Origin of the sequence: Rahnella sp. JUb53 (assembly GCF_004346065.1) — a bacterium.
In the GTDB taxonomy this organism is placed as follows: Bacteria; Pseudomonadota; Gammaproteobacteria; order Enterobacterales; family Enterobacteriaceae; genus Rahnella; species Rahnella variigena.
Genome location: NZ_SLYT01000009.1, coordinates 1 through 19,251, shown reverse-complemented (window position 1 = coordinate 19,251; position 19,251 = coordinate 1). Strand labels below are relative to the sequence as shown.

Here is a 19,251-nt window from a genome sequence, read left to right as displayed (position 1 = left end):
ATATATCATTGCCACGGCGGGGTATTCATAGAATACATATATGTTTTACGAGAAAACGTATTTGAAACTATGGTGAATTGAGAATTTATTTATTAATCCATAAATGCAAAGCATGTGTTGATTGCGATACATATCAAATAAATATGAAGTAATTTGTGGCATGCGTATAATGACATATCTATTAGGAAACAAACTAATCAAAAACTAATAGATCGCACTAATAATTACAATTAAGATTATTTAATAAGCCAGACATATTCTCTGCATTTAAACATACAGGAATGTAATAATAGAGCGCGATTAAGCAAGTGAATTAATATATATTTAGTTAATGTTAAATTCAGAAGTAATAAAAAAGGCGACATAAATGTCGCCTTTCCAGAAACAGAACAGATTAATGTTCGCGGGTTTTACGGAATTTCACTTCAGGATAACGCTCTGAAGCCAGATTCAGGTTCACCATGGTTGGGGCGATGTAGGCCAGATTATCGCCGCCATCGAGCGCCAGATTGGTTTCGTTCTTGCGTTTGAATTCTTCGAACTTCTTCACGTCGTTGCATTCAACCCAACGGGCGGTAGAAACGTTCACGGATTCGTAAATCGCTTCAACGTTGTATTCGCTTTTCAGACGCGCCACGACCACTTCAAACTGCAGCACACCGACCGCACCAACGATTAAGTCGTTATTAGAGATCGGACGGAACACCTGCACCGCGCCTTCTTCTGAAAGCTGTACCAGCCCTTTCAGCAACTGTTTCTGCTTCAGCGGGTCGCGCAGGCGGATACGACGGAACAGTTCAGGGGCAAAGTTAGGAATGCCGGTGAACTTCATGTTCTCACCCTGAGTAAAGGTGTCGCCAATCTGAATCGTGCCGTGGTTGTGCAGGCCGATGATATCGCCCGGATAGGCTTCTTCAACGTGTGAACGGTCGCCGGCCATAAAGGTCAGCGCGTCAGAAATCACCACGTCTTTACCCGTACGCACCTGACGCAGTTTCATGCCTTTTTCATACTTACCGGACACCACACGCATGAATGCCACGCGGTCACGGTGTTTCGGATCCATATTGGCCTGAATCTTAAATACAAACCCGGTGAATTTCTCGTCATCGGCTTTCACTTCACGCAGGTCCGTTTTACGTGGCATCGGCGCAGGCGCCCAGTCCACCAGACCGTCGAGCATGTGATCAACACCAAAGTTACCGAGTGCAGTACCGAAGAATACCGGCGTCAGTTCGCCCTGCAGGAACGCTTCGTGATCGAATTCATGGGATGCACCCTGAACCAGTTCCAGCTCTTCACGCAGTTGCACAGCCAGATCTTCGCCGACAGCAGCATCCAGCTCAGGGTTATCCAGGCCCTTAACGACGCGAACTTCCTGAATGGTGTGACCTTTACCGGTCTGGTACAGATACACTTCATCTTTATAGAGGTGGTAAACCCCTTTGAACAATTTACCGCAGCCGATCGGCCAGGTAATCGGAGAACAGGCAATTTTCAGCTCGCGCTCCACTTCGTCCATCACTTCCATCGGGTCACGGATGTCACGGTCGAGTTTGTTCATGAAAGTCAGGATCGGCGTATCACGCAGACGGGTGACTTCCATCAGTTTACGGGTCCTGTCTTCAACACCTTTCGCAGCGTCGATCACCATCAGGCAGCAGTCAACCGCGGTCAGGGTACGGTAGGTATCTTCGGAGAAGTCCTCGTGCCCCGGGGTGTCTAGCAGGTTAACCAGACACTGTTTGTACGGGAACTGCATCACGGACGTAGTGATGGAGATACCACGTTGTTTTTCCATTTCCATCCAGTCGGATTTGGCATGATGGCTGGAGCCGCGGCCTTTTACTGTACCGGCGGTCTGAATGGCCTGTCCGAATAGCAGAACTTTTTCAGTAATCGTAGTTTTACCGGCATCGGGGTGAGAGATGATGGCAAATGTGCGGCGCTTGGCCACTTCAAGGGCGTATTCACTTGGAGACATGTTTTTCACGTTTCTGCGGTTGGTCCGCCCTGCATAGGATTTAACATCACGTCAGAAGATGACGTCAGGCAAAGCGGTAATAAAAGTTATAGCCGGCTATTTTCACTGATTTAGCCGGGATGGGCAATCAATGGTTTTTTTGTATGGTGTGTGCGAGAAAAACTCAGAGTTTGAAGTCAGAAGGCAATGAAGCCCAATGGCGTCGCAAAATCACTTTATGCGCATCGGCCATAGGGAGCGAATCAAGCCTGTCTTGCCATTCTTTGCGAGCAATACTCAGCACATCATTCAAATGCACTTTTATCGCAGGCCATGACACCCCGATTCGGTATGTCCATTTTTCAAAAGTAGCGAAATCGATCACAGCCCAGCGTTTTTCCCGGGCCATATTCAGTGCCACTCCTTGTTCATCCTGCATATAAATTCGCGTGCTCACGATGTCATAAGCCGGAGAGAGTCGGGCATTTATTCCGTCAGGATAGATAACCGACCAGTTTTTCAAATGCGCATCGCCATTTCCCAGCAGGATATTGACCAGTAACCGGCGTGCCATTTGCTGCACATCAGCCAACCCGGCAGAACCAACACGATCAAGCACCGCTGCGATTTGTTCATAGTTATGGCGCCCGTATTTCCGATGGGCATACACCTCAAAAATTTGAGCAAAATCTTCCGTGTGTATACGCCCGGCAGGACTGCGGTCAAAACGCTTAATGCTAAAAGCAAAAGGCTCATCAGGAAGGCGAATGTCGGGCAAGTTATCGATTTCAGAAAGACGGATCAGCTTGATCTCAGGGATTTCAACCCCCGCACTTGCCGCAAGTGTCATGGCAGTGAATTCATTCTCCGCGAGCGAAGGATGCACTACCGAAGGCGTTTTGATTATCCAGCTATCTTCGCCGATTTCAGCGCTGACGTTGAAGCGTCCTTGTTCCTGCTGTACAGAAAACTTCAGCTGAACGCCAGCCAGCGAAAACTTATCGGCCTGCTGACTAACATCTATCTGAACAGGCTCAAGCCGGTCGCCACGAGACACTTTAGCCCAGGCTGGCATTTCATCTCTGAGGACGGGTCTGACCCGCAATGCACCCGGAAGATTTTTTCCCGCATACGCCAGTAAAGGGAATTCTGAATCGTGATGGATTTTTAGTGACTGCGTCATCCATGCCCGCAAAGCCCCTTCCGGTAACAAATTAGAAAGTACAGGGGGTAAACGGAGAGAAGAAACCAGCGGGCGATGCAAGTAATCAGAGTGTGACTTTTGTGACAATGTAAAAACCGGCTTATCCTCCCAAGATAAAGCCGCATAAGCAGGGTCGAAAGTCAGGATATTTCGGCTGCCGGAATAATGAGCCAGTACGCCAATCCGCTGATCATGTAAATATAAAGCCAGTGCTTCGACAGACTCTGTTTGTTTTGTCATGGCTAATCGTCCAGATCATGCAGAAGGTCATTCCAGCTGTCTGGTTGGCTTTCATTCACCGTCAGTCTCGACGTCCCCTCCAGTAATGCCTCAATTTCCTGCACCCGCTGACGCGGCACCAGCATCATTTCCAGATCCATACCCTCCAGAATGCGTAGAAGAGTCGAAAGTCGCGGATCGGCCCCGGCTTCAATACGCTGGTACTGTTGCTGAGACATACCGATTCGCATCAGCATATCCTTCTGATTCAGATCCAGTTGTATTCTTCTTTGTTTCAGAAGTTCCGGGAGTTGCTTGAGGGTTTTCATGAGGCTGTCCGTTCGCATGGCTTAACAACAGATTAGTTGTCATAGCACATCAATACAACTTATTAGATGTATTGATGTGTAGATTACAACAAGTTAGCTGTTTTTACCCCAGCGGGAGCGCCATCATAATGGCATCTTCGCGGCCTTGTGCGGCGGGATAGTAATTGCGGCGAACGGAGAGTTCGTTAAAACCGAGGCTTTCATAGAGCGCGATAGCCTTAGCGTTAGAGGCGCGGACTTCGAGCCATAACGTGAAAACATCTTTCTGCTCAAGCTGTTGTATCACTTCTTCCAGCAATGTGCGGCCTAAGCCCTGACGCTGAAAAGCGGGATCGATGGCAATATTGAAAAGCGTCGCTTCGTCGAGAACGATTTGGGTGATAGCAAAACCGGCCATCACGTCGCCCTGCATGATCTTGAGATTCAGATAGCGCTCGCCCTGATTGCTGGCCAGCGTTTTTTCCGTCCACGGAAAGGCATGGCTGGCCTGCTCAATTTCAAATGCGCGGGGAAGATCAGCGATGGTCAGGATAGAAATGTTGTTCATTTTCACAGATCTGCTGCCAGAGCGCGCGTTTTGCGCCGGCGTCTTGATAGAGTTCGGCCAGAGCCGGACTGGATAACTGCGGACCGGCGAGAGTTAGCGGTTCGCTTAACCCCAGTCGCCAGACATTGCAGCGGGTATCTTCAGGCAACATGGCGACCTGTTCCGGCGTCAGGCGATAAACCTGATGAGCACCCAGTGCCAGACTGCGTAAAACATCGGTGACCAGCGGGTCATCTTCCGCAGGAGGAACATCTGCCACAATCAGCAGTTTAGTGTCCGCAGGCAGGCTGACCGCCACTTCGCCCTGTAAAACCGCGGGCCGGCGCAGCGTCCACTGGGTGATCCCCAGTTGCTGTAACAGTGTGTCTCGTCTGGATGCCATGCCTGTTTCCTGCCGGTTGAAGTGCGAAAAGCCCGGCTATGCTAGCAAACACAGCGAATATGCGCCAATAAAGCTCGATTACTCAATCAGAGGCGAAGAGTATATAATCCCGCGTTCATTCCTGAGGAGCCTCACCCTGATGTCTGCATTAACTCCGGCCAGCGAAGTCATACTGCGCCATAGCGAAGAATTCGAAGGCCGCCGCGTATTGTTCGCCGGCGACTTACAAGACAATCTGCCAGCTGAAATTGACGCCGAAGAAGTCCGCGTTCACACCAATATGTATCATCACTGGCAGATGCTCAGCAAAAGTCTGGGCGAAAACGTTCAGTTCGGTTTACTGGCTGACGCTGAGCTTATCGCGCCTTGCGATGTGCTGGTGTATTACTGGCCGAAAAGCAAACTGGAAGCGAAATTCCAGCTGTTCAACTTACTTTCACAGTTGCCGGTCGGCATTGACGTGTTTGTCATCGGTGAAAACCGCAGTGGCGTACGCAGCGCTGAAACCACGCTGGAAGGTCTGTGTGAACTGAGCAAAATCGACAGCGCGCGTCGTTGCGGTTTGTATCATGGTCGTCTGGAAAAACAGCCTGAATTTGATGCCGACGGCTGGTGGGATCAGTACATGGTCGAAGAAGTGACCATCAAAACCCTGCCGGGCGTGTTCAGCCGTGAAGGTCTGGACAGCGGAAGCCTGCTGCTGATCAACACGTTTGAAGAACCGGTGAAAGGCAAAGTGCTGGATGTGGCTTGCGGTTCCGGCGTGCTGGCTTCGGTACTTGCCATGTACTCGCCGAAGATGAAAGTCACGCTCAGTGATGTGAGCGCTGCCGCTATAGAAGCCAGCCGCGCCACACTGGCGGCGAACGACCTGCCGGGCGAAGTGATCGCCAGCAACGTCTATTCCGACATTGCCGGTCGTTTTGACATGATCATCTCCAACCCGCCATTCCACGAAGGTCTGCAAACCAGCCTGACAGCGGCTGAGCAGCTGATCCGTGGCGCAGTGGGCCATCTGAACATTGGCGGTGAACTGCGCATTGTGGCTAACGCCTTCCTGCCGTATGCCGCCCTGCTCGATGATGCTTTTGGCAGCCATGAAGTGCTGGCACAGAACGGCCGCTTTAAGGTTTACAGAGCCGTCCGTGGCCGTCCACCGCGCGATTTGAAAAAGAAAAAACGTTAATCAGTCAGACGCTGAGGATACGCATCATTTCTGCATTGTAGCGGTCACCCGCTGCTACGCGGAAAGGAAACACTGCTTCGATCGCCGCGATTTCGGCTTCACTCAGGGAGACATCAAGCGCGGCGATGTTTTCCTCAAGATAATGACGACGCTTGGTGCCAGGGATCGGCACCATGTTGTCGCCACGTGAAAGTACCCATGCCAGCGCCAGCTGCGACGGTTTCACGCCTTTCTCCTGCGCCAGTTCCCCGATTTTTTCCGCCAGTTGCAGATTCTTCGCGAAGTTTTCGCCCTGAAAACGCGGACTTTCACGACGGTAATCGTCTGCATCCAGATCATCCACTGAACGGATTTGTCCGGTCAGAAAGCCTCGACCCAGCGGGCTGTAAGGCACGAAACCGATCCCAAGCCGTTCACACGCCGGTAAAATATCGGCTTCCACATCCCGCGACCAGAGTGAATATTCCGTCTGCAACGCGGTGACCGGATGAACTTTATGCGCCCTTTCCAGAATACTCACCGGCACTTCGCTCAGCCCGATATAACGGATCTTCCCTTCACGCACCAGATCGGACAGCGCGCCCATGGTGTCTTCAACCGGCACGGTGGGATCCGGACGGTGTTGATAATAAAGGTCGATAACCTCGGTGCCCAGACGCTTCAGGCTACCCTCTACCGACTTTCGGACATAATCAGGGTGACCATTGGTCCCGCGCGCCTGCGGGTTAGCCGGGTCGCGCACAATACCGAATTTGGTGGCTAAAAAGACCTGATTGCGACGCCCTTTCAGAAAGCGCCCGAGCAGTTCTTCATTGGTATACGGCCCGTAAACATCGGCGGTATCAAACATCGTGACGCCTATTTCGAGCGCCCGCTCCAGCGTTGCCATCGATTCTTTATGATCCTGACCGGTGGTATAGAAATCGCTCATGCCCATGCAACCCAGTCCCAGTGCAGACACCATCGGACCGTTTTTACCCAACTGACGTTGTTTCATCGGATTTTCCTTTTGACTCTAAGAGGGAAGTAACGAAGTGAAGTGTGGTTGTTATGTCAGGAAAGATAAATCAGTGAAAACGTGCAACACTGTTCATAAATCGCAAACAATCAGCGGGGAAGTGATGGACCAAATTCTGGCGATGAAAATTTTTATCCGTATTGCCGAACTGGAAAGTTTTAGCCGTGCAGCGGAAGACCTGAATCTGCCACGGGCGACAGTCAGCACGACCCTTAAACGGCTGGAACAGAAGCTCGGGGTTCGCCTGTTTTTACGCACCACGCGGCAGGTGAAAATCACCGACGAAGGCAAAATTTACTACCAGCGCTGTCTGCAACTGATCTCGGCGCTGGAAGAATCCGACGCCCTGTTTGCACATCACAAAAATCAGCCCACAGGCATTGTGCGCATCGATATGCCGCATTCTCTGGCACGCGTGATGGTAATCCCCGCGTTACCGGCGTTTTACCAGCGCTACCCGCAAATTACCCTGAGCGTCAGCGCCAATGACAACGCCATCAATCTGCTCGATCAGGGTGTGGATTGTGTGGTGCGCGCCTGGCCTTCAGAAGATGACAATTTGCAGTCGCGCCATCTGGTGGATTTGAAACAAATCACCTGTGCCTCGCCTGAGTATTTAGCGAAATTCGGTATACCCGAAACGCCGGAAGATCTCGCCGGACATCAGGCTGTCGGCTACTTTTTTGCCCATCAGCGGGCTGATTCGCATCTGGATTTCATGACTGACGGAAAGGTTGAAAAGCGACAATTACCCAGCAAACTGACCGTCAGCGGCGCTGACGCTTATGTCGCTGCCGCAAAAGCCGGTTTCGGACTGATACAGGCTTCAGAACTGGCGATGGCGCAGGAACTGGAAAAGGGCGAACTGGTAGAAGTATTGCATCAGCATCTTCCACCGCCGATGCCGTTATACATCATGTACCCGCCCGGCCGTTTCCTTGCGCCAAGGATCCGTGTGCTGCTTGACTGGCTGATCACCCTGTTTTCCAGCCCCGTTCAACCGGACAATCAGAAAGCCATTCCGGGAAAAATCGTTGATTAAACCATCGATTACCCTGAGGACTCTCTGGCACACTGAACCATTCACGGTGAATATGCTGTTTTTTACATCAAACGTCCGAAATGGGGGAAATAACTATTGACGCCTGTGGGAAAATCTCTAGAATTCGCCCCCGTGGTTGTGTTACTTGCTGATGACATTCCGATGAATGCATCAACACAGTAATCAATTGGAAGCGATGGTGGCGGAATTGGTAGACGCGCTAGCTTCAGGTGTTAGTGTCCTTTGGATGTGAGGGTTCGAGTCCCTCCCTTCGCACCAAAACAACCACAAGATTTATATTGCACGGCACGGTACGCGATGGTGGCGGAATTGGTAGACGCGCTAGCTTCAGGTGTTAGTGTCCTTCGGATGTGAGGGTTCGAGTCCCTCCCTTCGCACCACTCCGGTGATATAAATCAAATCAGCAGTAAGCAGAAATCATCTGTGCGAAGGTGGCGGAATTGGTAGACGCGCTAGCTTCAGGTGTTAGTGTTCTTACGGACGTGAGGGTTCAAGTCCCTCTCTTCGCACCACATGATTCTGTTCTCCGGCTTTTCCTTCCTGTATCAACTCTCTCGCTTTCAGAAAATAAAAAATCCCTGCGGCTTTACTGTGCTTCCTGTTTTTCATCTCTTTTGATTCCTTTTCTGTAACAATCACTTATCACTATAGACTAAAATTCAACGTGACCGCAGCCAGTCCGCCTGCCAGCGCCATAAATGACGGCAACAGCATATAGTGACGTAACGTGCGATGAAACAACATGACCAGCGTCGCCAGCATTGCGACTACCACGAGCATCCGTAGCTGGTCGAGCGTCATATGCGTCAGCGTCAGCAAAGGCATCAGCGCACAGGGCAGCAACACACCCCAGCCACTGGTGAGACGCTTACCCAGTATCCAGACAACCGCCCAGATCCCACATGCTATGACAATCGCCGGTATCATAACCTTGCTCCAAACGTTGATAATGAGAACCAATATCATATAGGATTTTTTCTCATTTACCACCTATTTGCAGCGGTACCCTCCCTTAGGGTGACACCTGTCGACAAAAGTGCTAATTTTGAAGCCGTAAAACAAATTAGCCATGCAGCCCTACAAAATAGTGACACTAATAACGATATTTATTGAATTCTAATAATTACCCATTTGAACTATTAGCCTGTTTACACGGAATACACCCGCGGTATAAGGCGATAAAACACTTTATCTATTCAGACCAACACACGCTAAATAGAGTAAATTTGATGATATCTCATTCCTATGATGAGCTGCTGAAAAGCAAACATCGGCTGGCGATGTTGCTATTCTTTTTTTTAAATAGTGCCACTGCGCTATTTTCCATGGTTTATCCGCCAGAAGGCGCATCGTCAATGCCTTTTCCGCTGGTACTGATTTTTGGTCTTTGCGGAGCAGGATTAATATTTTCATTTTTCAGTAAGAAAAATTATTCTGCGCATCTGAATATGTGTTCTGTCATCGTCGGGCTGTTATGGGGATGGCAAATTGCATTTCGTTTTGCTGAAATTAGTCAGACAGATAAAAATTATCTGCTGGTCAGTTTGCTCAGTATATTCTTTATCAGTGCTATCGCTTTATCAGATAATTTTCTGGCTTTTTGCCTCCACGCAGTACCTTCGACTATTTGCGTCATCTTTCTCGACGATTTTCAACATATCGGGCGTATCTTATTTACCGTTTCCCTGCCGCTGATAGGCCTGTGGTTGCATCACCTGATGTTAAAACGCAGCGATGAATTTACACGCAGAATGCTATCCAACCTTTACAGCGAGCGGGAGAAATTCAGCGACCTGAGTATGCTGGATCCGCTCACTGGCCTGTACAACCGGCGCGGACTGCAAAACAAACTGGAAACCCTGTTTAATCAGGCCTCCGGCCACTACGTCATGCTGCTGGATATCGATCACTTCAAAGCCTACAACGACAACTATGGCCATACGATGGGCGACCAGGCGCTGGTGCGCGTGTCTGCTGCCATCCGTGATGCCGTGCGCTCGCGCGACGTAGTTGTGCGCTACGGGGGAGAAGAATTTCTGGTGCTGATGTCCAATGTAAAACAGGAACACGCCGTTCGCATGGCCGAACGTATCCAGAATAAAGTCCTCGGGTTGAATATCCCGCATTTGTTTAATGCGCAGGTATCGACCCACGTCACAGTAAGTGCCGGACTGGCTGCACTGGATGAAGGCGACTTTATTCAGGCTTTAGGTAAAGCAGATACCTCTCTCTATAACGCAAAAAATAGCGGCCGCAATAAGATATTTTATGCGTGGGAAGAGGAAACCGTTGAGGCATCCATTGAAGAAAGAATGGCCTGATAGTGTTTGAAAGTAACAATGATAACAGAGTGTTTATTGTTTTTATTTTCCTGTGACATATTTAAAGTGGACAGATAGTCTTTATTAAAGGCCGGACATTCATTTCTGTTGCATAATCATTCAGCTTTTAGCCAGATTCACGATTCTGGCTAAAAGCGAAACAGCTTATTTATCATGTCGAATGTTACTGAAAAATGTTACTTTTCGATTTCATCAATCTGCTTAAATAATCCATTGTCATCTTTCAGCCCTGCCTTAATAACCCCGATAAAGATAATCCTAAACACCCTCGTTTCAATGTACTGACCGACCTGCCAGCTGCATTCATCCTTCTCATTCCCTGCGTCAAAAAAACACGCTACTCTGTTGTTTTAACACCATTATTCTCTCCATTTCTTAATCTGTGAACTGACTCACCCTGACCTTCCGGCGAGTGCCAGCGCTCATTTGCCCGTGGCACTGACCGGAAGGTTGCTCTGCCGGACACTTCTTACACTAACGGCCAGCCGCAGCCCTGATTTCTGAAGGAACAGTTAGGCGTGGCATTTATTACTTATCTCTTCACCAGTACGTTTCTCTACATAAAAAGGTCCGGTGTATGAACAGTTCGATAGCTTTAGGGATTATCTGGCATCTGATAGGAGCAGCCAGCGCAGCTTGCTTCTATGCGCCATTCAAACAAGTAAAACATTGGTCATGGGAAACCATGTGGTCGCTGGGCGGCTTCTTTTCATGGATCATCCTGCCGTGGGCAGTCAGCTACGTCCTGCTGCCTGATTTTTGGGCCTATTACGGATCATTCACCTTCGCAACCCTGCTGCCCATTTTCCTTTTTGGCGCGATGTGGGGCATCGGCAATATCAACTATGGCCTGACCATGCGCTATCTTGGCATGTCGATGGGGATCGGCATCGCCATCGGTATCACCTTGATTATCGGTACGCTGATGACCCCTATTCTTCAGGGCAAAATCGGCATGCTGTTCGGCACAACAGGCGGCCAGCTTACGCTGCTCGGTGTATTTGTTGCGGTCATCGGCGTAGCTATTGTCAGCTATGCAGGCTTCCTGAAAGAAAAAGCACTGGGCATTAAAGCTGAAGAGTTCAATCTGCGTAAGGGGCTGATTCTGGCGGTGATGTGTGGGATTTTCTCCGCCGGTATGTCTTTTGCCATGAGTGCCGCTGTCCCGATGCACGAGGCCGCACGCGCATTGGGCATTGACCCGCTGTATGTCGCACTGCCAAGTTACGTCGTTATCATGGGAGGCGGCGCCATCGTGAACCTGGGCTTCTGCTTCGTCCGCCTGGCAACCCGCAAAACCATTTCGTTCCGGGCTGATATGTCTGTGGCGAAATCCCTGCTGCTCACCAATGCCATTTTCTCCATTATCGGCGGCGTGATGTGGTATCTGCAGTTCTTCTTCTACGCCTGGGGTCATGCCAGCATTCCGGCAGAATATGATTATATGAGCTGGATGTTGCACATGAGCTTCTACGTACTGTGCGGCGGCATCGTGGGTCTGGTGCTGAAAGAATGGCTTGGTGTCGGGAAAAAACCGGTGCGCGTTCTGTGTATCGGCGCGCTGGTGATTATTCTGGCTGCTAATATCGTCGGTCTGGGAATGGCATTGTAAATCCACTACACACTTCAAAAGACCACTCATTAAAAGACGGCAGAAATTATTCTGCCGTCATCAGTGACAAAGATATCTTCCCACCCTGCCCGATAAAACGCTGCCGGTAATCACGGGGTGATACTCCACAGGCGCGACTGAAGACCACCGAGAAGTAATTACTGTCATCGAAGCCGCATTCAGCCGCCACATCACTGATCGTCATGCTGCCATAGCGCAACAGACTCATTGCCCGGCAAATCCTCAGCTGACGCAAATAATGACTCACATTCATACCGGTGTGCTGCTTGAACAACGAGCGTAAAGCACGGGGATTCAGCGCATGCTGCTGGCAGAAGGTCTCCAGATGGAATGATTCAGCGATGTTTGCTCGCAGTGCCATCAGCAATAAATCCAGCTGATGTGCATCGGGTAATGCCCCGCTGTCAGGACGCTGGCGAAAACGTAGTAATAAGAGTGCCAGTTGCATCAGTAACGCTTCACTCAGTTGCACGGAAAGCGGCTCAGACTTCATACATTCTTTCGCCAGTTCATCCACTTTATCGCGTAAAACCGACATTCCAAGCGTGCTCAGCCGCCAGTAGCGTTGCTCCTGACTGACATTCTCATCGGGCAATAATTGCGACCAGTCTGCCGCCAGTCCGAAGCGCTCACGGCAAAAGAGTACGTTATCCAGCGCCAGCTCGTTGACCGATTCGTAACTGTGGCGATCCCGCGAACTAATATAAAACAGGTCACCGCAAGTGATGGGATAAGGGATATCGTTCCAGATATGCAGGCCGTTGCCGCGCCAGACAATCACCAGCTCGTCAAAATCATGATCGTGACTGGGGAAATCCGCCTGCGGATGACGTTCCGCCACCACAACCGAATTTATTCCCGTCAGAAAGAAGTCATTTTTAAAAAGTCTTAGTGACATAGCGGCAATCTCATACCCGTTTGACGACAAAATAAACGAGGCAGTTCAGATAAACATACCCGAAACTGCGAGAGGTGCCGTTTAACGCATCTGATCACGCATGAGTTTTGGCGACACCGAAAACTCCCGACGGAATTGTGTCGAGAAGTGGTTACTGTCACTGAACCCGCAGGCATAGGCGATATCGGTAATACTTTGATCGCTATGATGTAAACGACGGCGCGCTTCGAGTAAACGCAGCCGGTTGAGATAACGCTGCGGTGTCATGCCCGTGTAATGCTTCATCTGCCGGTGCAGGGTTCGCAGTGCCAGCGAAAAACGTTCTGCGGCTTCAGTCCAGTTAACGTCCTCACTGTAATGTGACTGGAGCCATTGCAAAAGCTGATTGACCCGGTTTTCCGAGGTATCTCGCAATTGTGGCTGGAAACAATCCTGATAAAGCAAAATCAGCAGTTGTAAAAACAGACTTTCGCGCGTAGCGATGTGTTCCATCTCAACGCTGTCCGGTAATGCTTCCAGCTGAGTAATGCAGTTCAATACCTGCTGGAACACGCAAGGGCTGAGCTGCCAGTGGATCTGCGACTGATAATGATGTTCCTGCGGCAAAAAATGACCGACGTCCTGAATAAAACGGAACGCTTTCGGTGAACGGAACAACACATTGGTCAGACGAAGATTATCAACATTTTCAAAAAGATGGTGATCGCTGGCACGGACAAAACAGACCGTACCGGCGGTCAGAGTGTAGGGATTGTCATTAAAAATGTGCACACCCGATCCGCTTTCCACCAGCATAATCTCGTGAAAATCATGGTAGTGCTCCGGGAATACGTCTTGCGGAAGCCGCCGCTCAACCGTCACGGTCAGTTCAGGTGCCGCAAAATAATCATCACCTCTCAGTAACGTCATTTATCGCCTCCGGTTCAAAATCATTGTGTTTCGGGAAACAACCCTACCTTGTGCCCCGCTTTCTTACCTTCAAACCGCAGCGTTAAAAACGTCATAAACGGTCATATTTTAAAGATTCCCCCAGCCTTGATGCAGATCTGCGGCAACGATCACAATCGCCTGCCCCGCATTACTCAGACGCGGTAATTCACAGTTTCAGCCAGCTTTGAACCGTTATGTGATCTGCCTCGCATCTACCTTTTTAATGCTGCCATCCCGCCAAAACCCGTGGCAATCACCGGAAGGTGCCCCCACAACGCCTCCCCTACACTGGCCACATATTCAATAAGGAATGGCCGCTATGAGAACTCACCATCTTGCCGCTATTGACCTCGGCGCTTCCAGCGGCCGGGTGATGCTGGCGACGTTTACCCGTCAGGATCCGCAGCCGGCAGCGACGCTGACACTGAAAGAGATCCACCGTTTTCCTAATAACTTGATCCGCGTTGATGGCCACGAAACCTGGGATCTGGATGCGCTGGAAAAACACATTCTTGAGGGGCTGAATCGCCTCGACGCATCCGGCGTTCAGCTTGACGGTATCGGCATTGATACCTGGGGTGTGGATTACGTGCTGCTTGATGAACAGGGGCAGCGGGTCGGTTTGCCAGTGGCTTATCGTGACAACCGTACCGAAGGCGTGATGGCGCGAATGGAGCAGCAGTTTGGCCGCGAGAATTTGTACCAAAAAACCGGTATTCAGTTCATGCCGTTTAACACGCTTTACCAGTTGCGTGCGCTGAGCGAACAACAGCCTGAAATCGTCCGTAAAGCGGCACACATGCTGATGATCCCGGATTATTTTCTTTACCGCCTCACCGGCAACATGAACTGGGAATACACCAACGCCAGCACCACACAAATGCTCAATCTCGCCACCGGCGACTGGGACGAAGATTTGCTGAAACTGGCCGGTGTGCCACGCCGCTGGTTGCAAAAACCGACACAGCCGGGCAACTCTCCGGGGGTGTGGAAAAGCCCTCGCGGACGCAGTGTACCGGTGTTCAGCGTGGCAACACACGACACCGCCAGTGCGGTGGTTGCCGCTCCGCTCACCAGTTCACGCAGCGCCTATCTCAGCTCCGGCACCTGGTCGCTGATGGGCATCGAAAGCCCGAAAGCGTTCAACCATGCGCAGGCACTCCACGACAACATCACCAACGAAGGCGGCATCAACGGCAGCTATCGGGTGTTGAAAAATATCATGGGCTTATGGTTGTTCCAGCGTGTTTGCCGCGAACTGAACATTCAGGATTTGCCGTCCTTAATCACACTGGCTAAACACGTCACACCGTTCACTTATCTGATTAACCCGAACGAAGATTGTTTTATTAATCCGCCCTCCATGGTGGATGCCATTCGCGATGCCTGCCGTCAGGCCGGTGATCCGGTGCCGGAGTCACCTGCAGAGCTGGCGCGCTGTATTTTCGACAGCCTTGCCATGTTGTACCGCAAAATCGCATTGCAACTTGCTGATTTACAAGGCTCGCCGCTGGAAGATATTCACATCGTCGGCGGTGGCAGCCAGAACCAGTTTCTGAACCAGCTTTGTGCTGATATCTGCCAGGTCAGCGTCAGCGCAGGTCCGGTTGAAGCGTCAACTCTGGGCAATATCGGTTGCCAGCTTATGGCGCTGAACGCCGTCAAAGATAACGCTGAATTTCGTCGCATCGTCGCCACGAATTTTGAGCAACACCACTACATTCCACGTATACACGCGGATTTCGCTATTCACTGGCGCCGTTTCCAGGCGCTCTGTCACGTCAATGAGGAACTCGCAGTATGACTTCATCTATCGATCAAGCATGGACACTTGCCAAAGAACGCTTTGCACAGCTGGGTATTGATGCCGAAGCTGCAATCAAACAACTCGATACCCTGCCCGTTTCTATCCATTGCTGGCAGGGGGATGATGTCGCTGGCTTCGAAAACCCGGAAGGCAATCTGACCGGTGGTATCCAGGCGACCGGTAATTATCCCGGGAAAGCGCGTAATGCTCAGCAGCTTCGGGCTGATTTAGAGCTGGCCATTTCGATGATTCCTGGCCCTAACCGGCTGAACCTGCATGCGATTTATCTGGAATCCGATCAGCCCGTTGCGCGTAATGAAATCGAGCCAAAGCATTTTGCTAACTGGGTGGACTGGGCGAAGAAAAACAAACTTGGGCTGGATTTCAATCCTTCCTGCTTCTCACACCCGATGAGTGCCGACGGCTTTACGCTCTCCAGCGCGAACCCGGAAGTCCGTCAGTTCTGGATTGAACACTGCCAGGCCAGCCGCCGCGTCTCTGCCTCATTTGGTCGCGCACTGGGCACGCCTTCCGTGATGAATATCTGGGTACCGGACGGTATGAAAGACCTCACGGTGGATCGTCTTGCACCACGTGAGCGTCTGATGACTGCACTGGATGAAGTGATTTCTGAGAAGTTTGCCCTGAGCGAACACATTGACGCTGTCGAAAGCAAACTGTTCGGTATCGGCTCAGAAAGCTACACCGTGGGCTCAAACGAATTCTATCTCGGTTACGCCGCAAGCCGTGGTACCGCGCTGTGCCTTGATGCCGGTCACTTCCATCCGACTGAAGTGATTTCCGACAAAATTTCCGCCGCCATGCTGTATGTACCACGCCTGCTGCTGCACGTCAGCCGTCCGGTACGCTGGGACAGCGACCATGTGGTGTTGCTTGACGACGAAACGCAGGCCATCGCCAGCGAAATTGTCCGCCACAACCTGTTTAACCGCGTTCATATCGGGCTGGATTTCTTTGATGCCTCGATCAACCGCATCGCTGCCTGGGTTATCGGCACACGCAACATGAAAAAAGCCCTGCTTAAAGCGCTGCTGGAACCGACAGATTTACTGAAAAAACTGGAAGTTGAAGGCGATTACACCGCGCGTCTGGCACTGCTGGAAGAACAGAAATCCCTGCCATGGCAGGCCGTGTGGGATATGTATTGCCAGCGCCACGACGTACCGGTCGGCGGCCAGTGGTTGGATACCGTTCGCCATTACGAAACCAGCGTGCTGGCTAAACGCTAAGGTTTGATAAACCCAAAGTATTGCTGACAGCACCGAAGAAAAGCATTCACCTTATTTGCAGGAAAGAACTGATGAAAACATTATTTACCTCGTGGTTTGTGCAGGGCATGGTTAAAGCGACCACTGATATGTGGTTGAAAGGCTGGGATGAGCGCAACGGCGGCAACGTCAGTATGCGACTGCTGCCAGAAGATATTGCACCTTATAAGAACGATTTTTACGCCCAGCCGCGTACGGTTGAACTGACACAGCACGCGCCGGATTTGGCAAACGAATACTTCATCGTGACCGGTTCCGGTAAATTCTTCCGTAACGTGCAACTCGCACCTTCAGAAGCGCTGACCGTTATTCAGCTCGATGATAAAGGCGCCAGCTATAAAATCCTCTGGGGCCTGACCGCGGGTGGTCTGCCGACGTCAGAACTGGCATCGCATCTGCAATCTCACGCCGTGCGTAAACGTGTCACTAACGGCCAGGATCGCGTGATCATGCATTGCCATGCGACCAACCTGATCGCACTGACGTACGTGCTTGAGCTCGACAGCGCCAAAATTACCCGCAAATTGTGGGAATGCAGCACTGAATGTCTGGTGGTCTTCCCTGACGGCGTGGGTATCGTGCCGTGGATGGTGCCGGGCACCGACGGCATCGGCGCCGCCACGTCCGACCGGATGCAACATCACAGCCTGGTGCTGTGGGCATTCCACGGCATCTTCGGCTGCGGCCCGACGCTGGATGACGCATTCGGCCTGATCGACACCGCTGAAAAATCGGCGGAAATCCTGGTGAAAGTGATTTCGATGGGTGGCATGAAACAAACCATCCAGACTGACGAACTGATTGCCCTCGGCAAACGTTTTGACGTCACGCCTTTCGAGGCTGCACTGAAAGCCTGATGTAAAAATCTGTTTAATAATTCTTCAACGGGGAGCAACGGATGCTCCTCGCTTAAGATCGGCAAAGACCAAAAACAGAGCATCGCAAGGTATGGATCATTTAACCTTTCCCTAAGTAATCCTGATTGCAGAAAGGCGGCAAGTGCAAGAATCCCGATGAGCTGACATGAGTCAGTGATTCGGGTTCTTAAACGCAGCCAACGCATCTGCAGTCTGGAGTACGACGGGAAAAATAGAGGGAATTTTTATGAGTTTCATGTTGGCACTTCCTAAAATCAGCCTTCACGGTCAGGGCGCAATCGAAGATATGGTTGCGATGCTGGCGACTAAACAACACGGCAAAGCGCTTATCGTCACCGACGGCCAGTTAATCGAACTGGGTCTGCTCGACAGTTTATTCTCCGCACTTAAACAGGCAGGAATGCCTTACGCCATTTACGGCGGCGTGGTGCCCAATCCGACCTCGGCTCATGTTGACGAAGGTTTCCGTCTGTATCAGGAAAACCAGTGCGATTATCTGATCGCTTTCGGCGGCGGCAGCCCGATTGATACCGCTAAAGGCATCAAGATTCTGACGGCCAATCCGGGACCAGCCACGATGTATTCCGGTGTCGGCAAAGTCACTAAACCGGGTGTATTCCTGGTCGCGATCAACACTACCGCGGGCACTGCCGCTGAACTCACCAGTAATGCGGTGATCATCGACAGTCAGCGTCAGGTGAAAGAAGTGATCATTGATGCGAATCTGATCCCCGATATCGCCGTTGACGATCCGTCGATTATGCTCAAGATCCCGGCAGGCATTACCGCGGCAACCGGTATGGACGCGCTGACGCACGCGATTGAAGCCTATGTATCTGTTGGCGCGCATCCGCTGACTGATCCGACTGCGCTCGCCGCTATTTCTACCATCACACAATGGCTGCCGAAAGCCGTCGATCACGGCGACGATATTGAAGCTCGCGAGAAAATGGCGCAGGGACAATATCTGGCTGGCATGGCATTTAACAGCGCCGGGCTTGGACTGGTCCATGCGATGGCGCATCAGCCAGGGGCGACGCATAATCTGCCGCACGGCGTGTGTAATGCGATTTTACTGCCAGTCATTGAAGAGTTTAACCGTTCCTCTGCCCCGCACCGTTTTGCCGATATCGCCCGCGCAATGGGTGTGCACACGCAAGGTATCAGCGAAACGCAAGCCAGCATGGCGGCTATTGACGCGATCCGTAAATTGTCCGCCCGCGTGGGGATCCCGTCCGGTTTCAAAGAGCTGGGGATTAAGGAATCCGACATTGAAGGCTGGCTGGATAAAGCCCTGGCTGATCCGTGTGCGCCATGTAATCCGCGTACGCCAACACGTGAAGAAGTTCGCGAGCTTTATCTGAAAGCGATGTAATTTTTAGCTTCTGCCTCTGTGAAGGGGAAGAAAAAGGTGTAATTTCCTTACTCCTCCCCCTGCGAAGGGGGAGGTTGGGAGGGGGTTTAGCAGTGTTCTGGTCTAATAATCGGTGACACCGACTTAAGAGGATATAATCCTTGAAACGGAGGTGCCTATGGCCAGAACTACACGCAAAAATTACAGCA

The 19,251-nt window shown here is 51.0% G+C and carries 17 protein-coding genes and 3 tRNA genes; 11 read left to right on the top strand and 9 right to left on the bottom strand.

Annotated features, from left to right (window positions below; all coding sequences use genetic code 11):
• Positions 1-394 precede the first annotated feature (394 nt).
• The 5 genes from prfC to EC840_RS19120 form a co-directional block, all read right to left on the bottom strand.
• A complete protein-coding gene (gene prfC, locus EC840_RS19140; protein ID WP_112289034.1) occupies positions 395-1,984 on the bottom strand; it encodes a peptide chain release factor 3 in 1,590 nt (529 codons plus the stop codon).
• Positions 1,985-2,147: 163 nt separating this feature from the next.
• A complete protein-coding gene (locus EC840_RS19135) occupies positions 2,148-3,407 on the bottom strand; it encodes a type II toxin-antitoxin system HipA family toxin (protein ID WP_132966633.1) in 1,260 nt (419 codons plus the stop codon).
• A gap of 2 nt (positions 3,408-3,409) precedes the next feature.
• Positions 3,410-3,715: a helix-turn-helix domain-containing protein gene (locus EC840_RS19130; protein ID WP_120161979.1), complete on the bottom strand. Its 306-nt coding sequence runs from the start codon at positions 3,713-3,715 to the stop codon at positions 3,410-3,412.
• Positions 3,716-3,818: 103 nt separating this feature from the next.
• The gene (rimI, locus tag EC840_RS19125) at positions 3,819-4,262 is read right to left on the bottom strand and encodes a ribosomal protein S18-alanine N-acetyltransferase (RefSeq protein WP_129639680.1); all 444 of its coding nucleotides are present in this window, start codon (positions 4,260-4,262) and stop codon (positions 3,819-3,821) included.
• Positions 4,231-4,644, bottom strand: a complete 414-nt coding sequence (locus EC840_RS19120) for a DNA polymerase III subunit psi (RefSeq protein WP_112289038.1) — start codon at positions 4,642-4,644, stop codon at positions 4,231-4,233. Before EC840_RS19120 ends, rimI begins: the two co-directional genes overlap by 32 nt.
• A 139-nt stretch (positions 4,645-4,783) precedes the next feature.
• On the opposite strand from EC840_RS19120, the gene rsmC reads away from it, so the two are divergent.
• A complete protein-coding gene (gene rsmC, locus EC840_RS19115) occupies positions 4,784-5,830 on the top strand; it encodes a 16S rRNA (guanine(1207)-N(2))-methyltransferase RsmC (RefSeq protein ID WP_112289039.1) in 1,047 nt (348 codons plus the stop codon).
• Positions 5,831-5,834: 4 nt separating this feature from the next.
• Here rsmC and EC840_RS19110 read toward each other — a convergent pair whose 3' ends face one another.
• Positions 5,835-6,827, bottom strand: a complete 993-nt coding sequence (locus EC840_RS19110) for an aldo/keto reductase (RefSeq protein ID WP_113876292.1) — start codon at positions 6,825-6,827, stop codon at positions 5,835-5,837.
• A gap of 124 nt (positions 6,828-6,951) precedes the next feature.
• On the opposite strand from EC840_RS19110, the gene EC840_RS19105 reads away from it, so the two are divergent.
• The 4 genes from EC840_RS19105 to EC840_RS19090 all read left to right on the top strand — a co-directional run bounded on the left by EC840_RS19105 (position 6,952) and on the right by EC840_RS19090 (position 8,423).
• Positions 6,952-7,890 carry a LysR family transcriptional regulator gene (locus EC840_RS19105; protein WP_129639678.1) on the top strand — a complete coding sequence of 313 codons (939 nt, stop codon included), beginning with the start codon at positions 6,952-6,954 and terminating at the stop codon, positions 7,888-7,890.
• 193 nt (positions 7,891-8,083) lie between these two features.
• Positions 8,084-8,169, top strand: a tRNA-Leu gene (locus EC840_RS19100).
• A gap of 36 nt (positions 8,170-8,205) precedes the next feature.
• Positions 8,206-8,291: transfer RNA gene (locus tag EC840_RS19095), tRNA-Leu, on the top strand.
• 45 nt (positions 8,292-8,336) lie between these two features.
• A tRNA-Leu gene (locus EC840_RS19090) sits at positions 8,337-8,423 on the top strand.
• A 133-nt stretch (positions 8,424-8,556) separates the two neighbouring features.
• Here the strand turns inward: EC840_RS19090 and EC840_RS19085 are convergent.
• Positions 8,557-8,838, bottom strand: coding sequence for a DUF1435 domain-containing protein (locus EC840_RS19085; RefSeq protein WP_132966631.1), 282 nt, complete (start codon positions 8,836-8,838; stop codon positions 8,557-8,559).
• A 302-nt stretch (positions 8,839-9,140) separates the two neighbouring features.
• Between EC840_RS19085 and EC840_RS19080 the strand changes: the two genes are divergently transcribed.
• On the top strand, positions 9,141-10,232 hold the full coding sequence (locus EC840_RS19080) for a GGDEF domain-containing protein (protein ID WP_113876291.1): 1,092 nt from the start codon (positions 9,141-9,143) through the stop codon (positions 10,230-10,232).
• Between the two features lie 598 nt (positions 10,233-10,830).
• On the top strand, positions 10,831-11,865 hold the full coding sequence (gene rhaT, locus EC840_RS19075) for an L-rhamnose/proton symporter RhaT (protein WP_112289043.1): 1,035 nt from the start codon (positions 10,831-10,833) through the stop codon (positions 11,863-11,865).
• A 46-nt stretch (positions 11,866-11,911) separates the two neighbouring features.
• Here rhaT and rhaR read toward each other — a convergent pair whose 3' ends face one another.
• Both rhaR and rhaS read right to left on the bottom strand, forming a co-directional pair.
• Positions 11,912-12,784 carry an HTH-type transcriptional activator RhaR gene (gene rhaR, locus EC840_RS19070; protein WP_113876290.1) on the bottom strand — a complete coding sequence of 291 codons (873 nt, stop codon included), beginning with the start codon at positions 12,782-12,784 and terminating at the stop codon, positions 11,912-11,914.
• Between the two features lie 81 nt (positions 12,785-12,865).
• Positions 12,866-13,693, bottom strand: coding sequence for an HTH-type transcriptional activator RhaS (gene rhaS, locus EC840_RS19065; protein WP_113876289.1), 828 nt, complete (start codon positions 13,691-13,693; stop codon positions 12,866-12,868).
• A gap of 340 nt (positions 13,694-14,033) precedes the next feature.
• Here rhaS and rhaB point away from each other — a divergent pair, with 340 nt between their 5' ends.
• The 4 genes from rhaB (at position 14,034) to fucO (ending at position 19,063) form a co-directional block, all read left to right on the top strand.
• Positions 14,034-15,518 carry a rhamnulokinase gene (gene rhaB, locus EC840_RS19060; RefSeq protein ID WP_132966629.1) on the top strand — a complete coding sequence of 495 codons (1,485 nt, stop codon included), beginning with the start codon at positions 14,034-14,036 and terminating at the stop codon, positions 15,516-15,518.
• Entirely contained in the window at positions 15,515-16,771 is a 1,257-nt protein-coding gene (locus tag EC840_RS19055) for an L-rhamnose isomerase (RefSeq protein ID WP_112289046.1), read from the top strand. Before rhaB ends, EC840_RS19055 begins: the two co-directional genes overlap by 4 nt.
• 71 nt (positions 16,772-16,842) lie before the next feature.
• The gene (rhaD, locus tag EC840_RS19050) at positions 16,843-17,667 is read left to right on the top strand and encodes a rhamnulose-1-phosphate aldolase (RefSeq protein WP_129639675.1); all 825 of its coding nucleotides are present in this window, start codon (positions 16,843-16,845) and stop codon (positions 17,665-17,667) included.
• A 247-nt stretch (positions 17,668-17,914) separates the two neighbouring features.
• Entirely contained in the window at positions 17,915-19,063 is a 1,149-nt protein-coding gene (fucO, locus tag EC840_RS19045) for a lactaldehyde reductase (RefSeq protein WP_129639674.1), read from the top strand.
• The last annotated feature ends 188 nt before the right edge of the window (positions 19,064-19,251 follow it).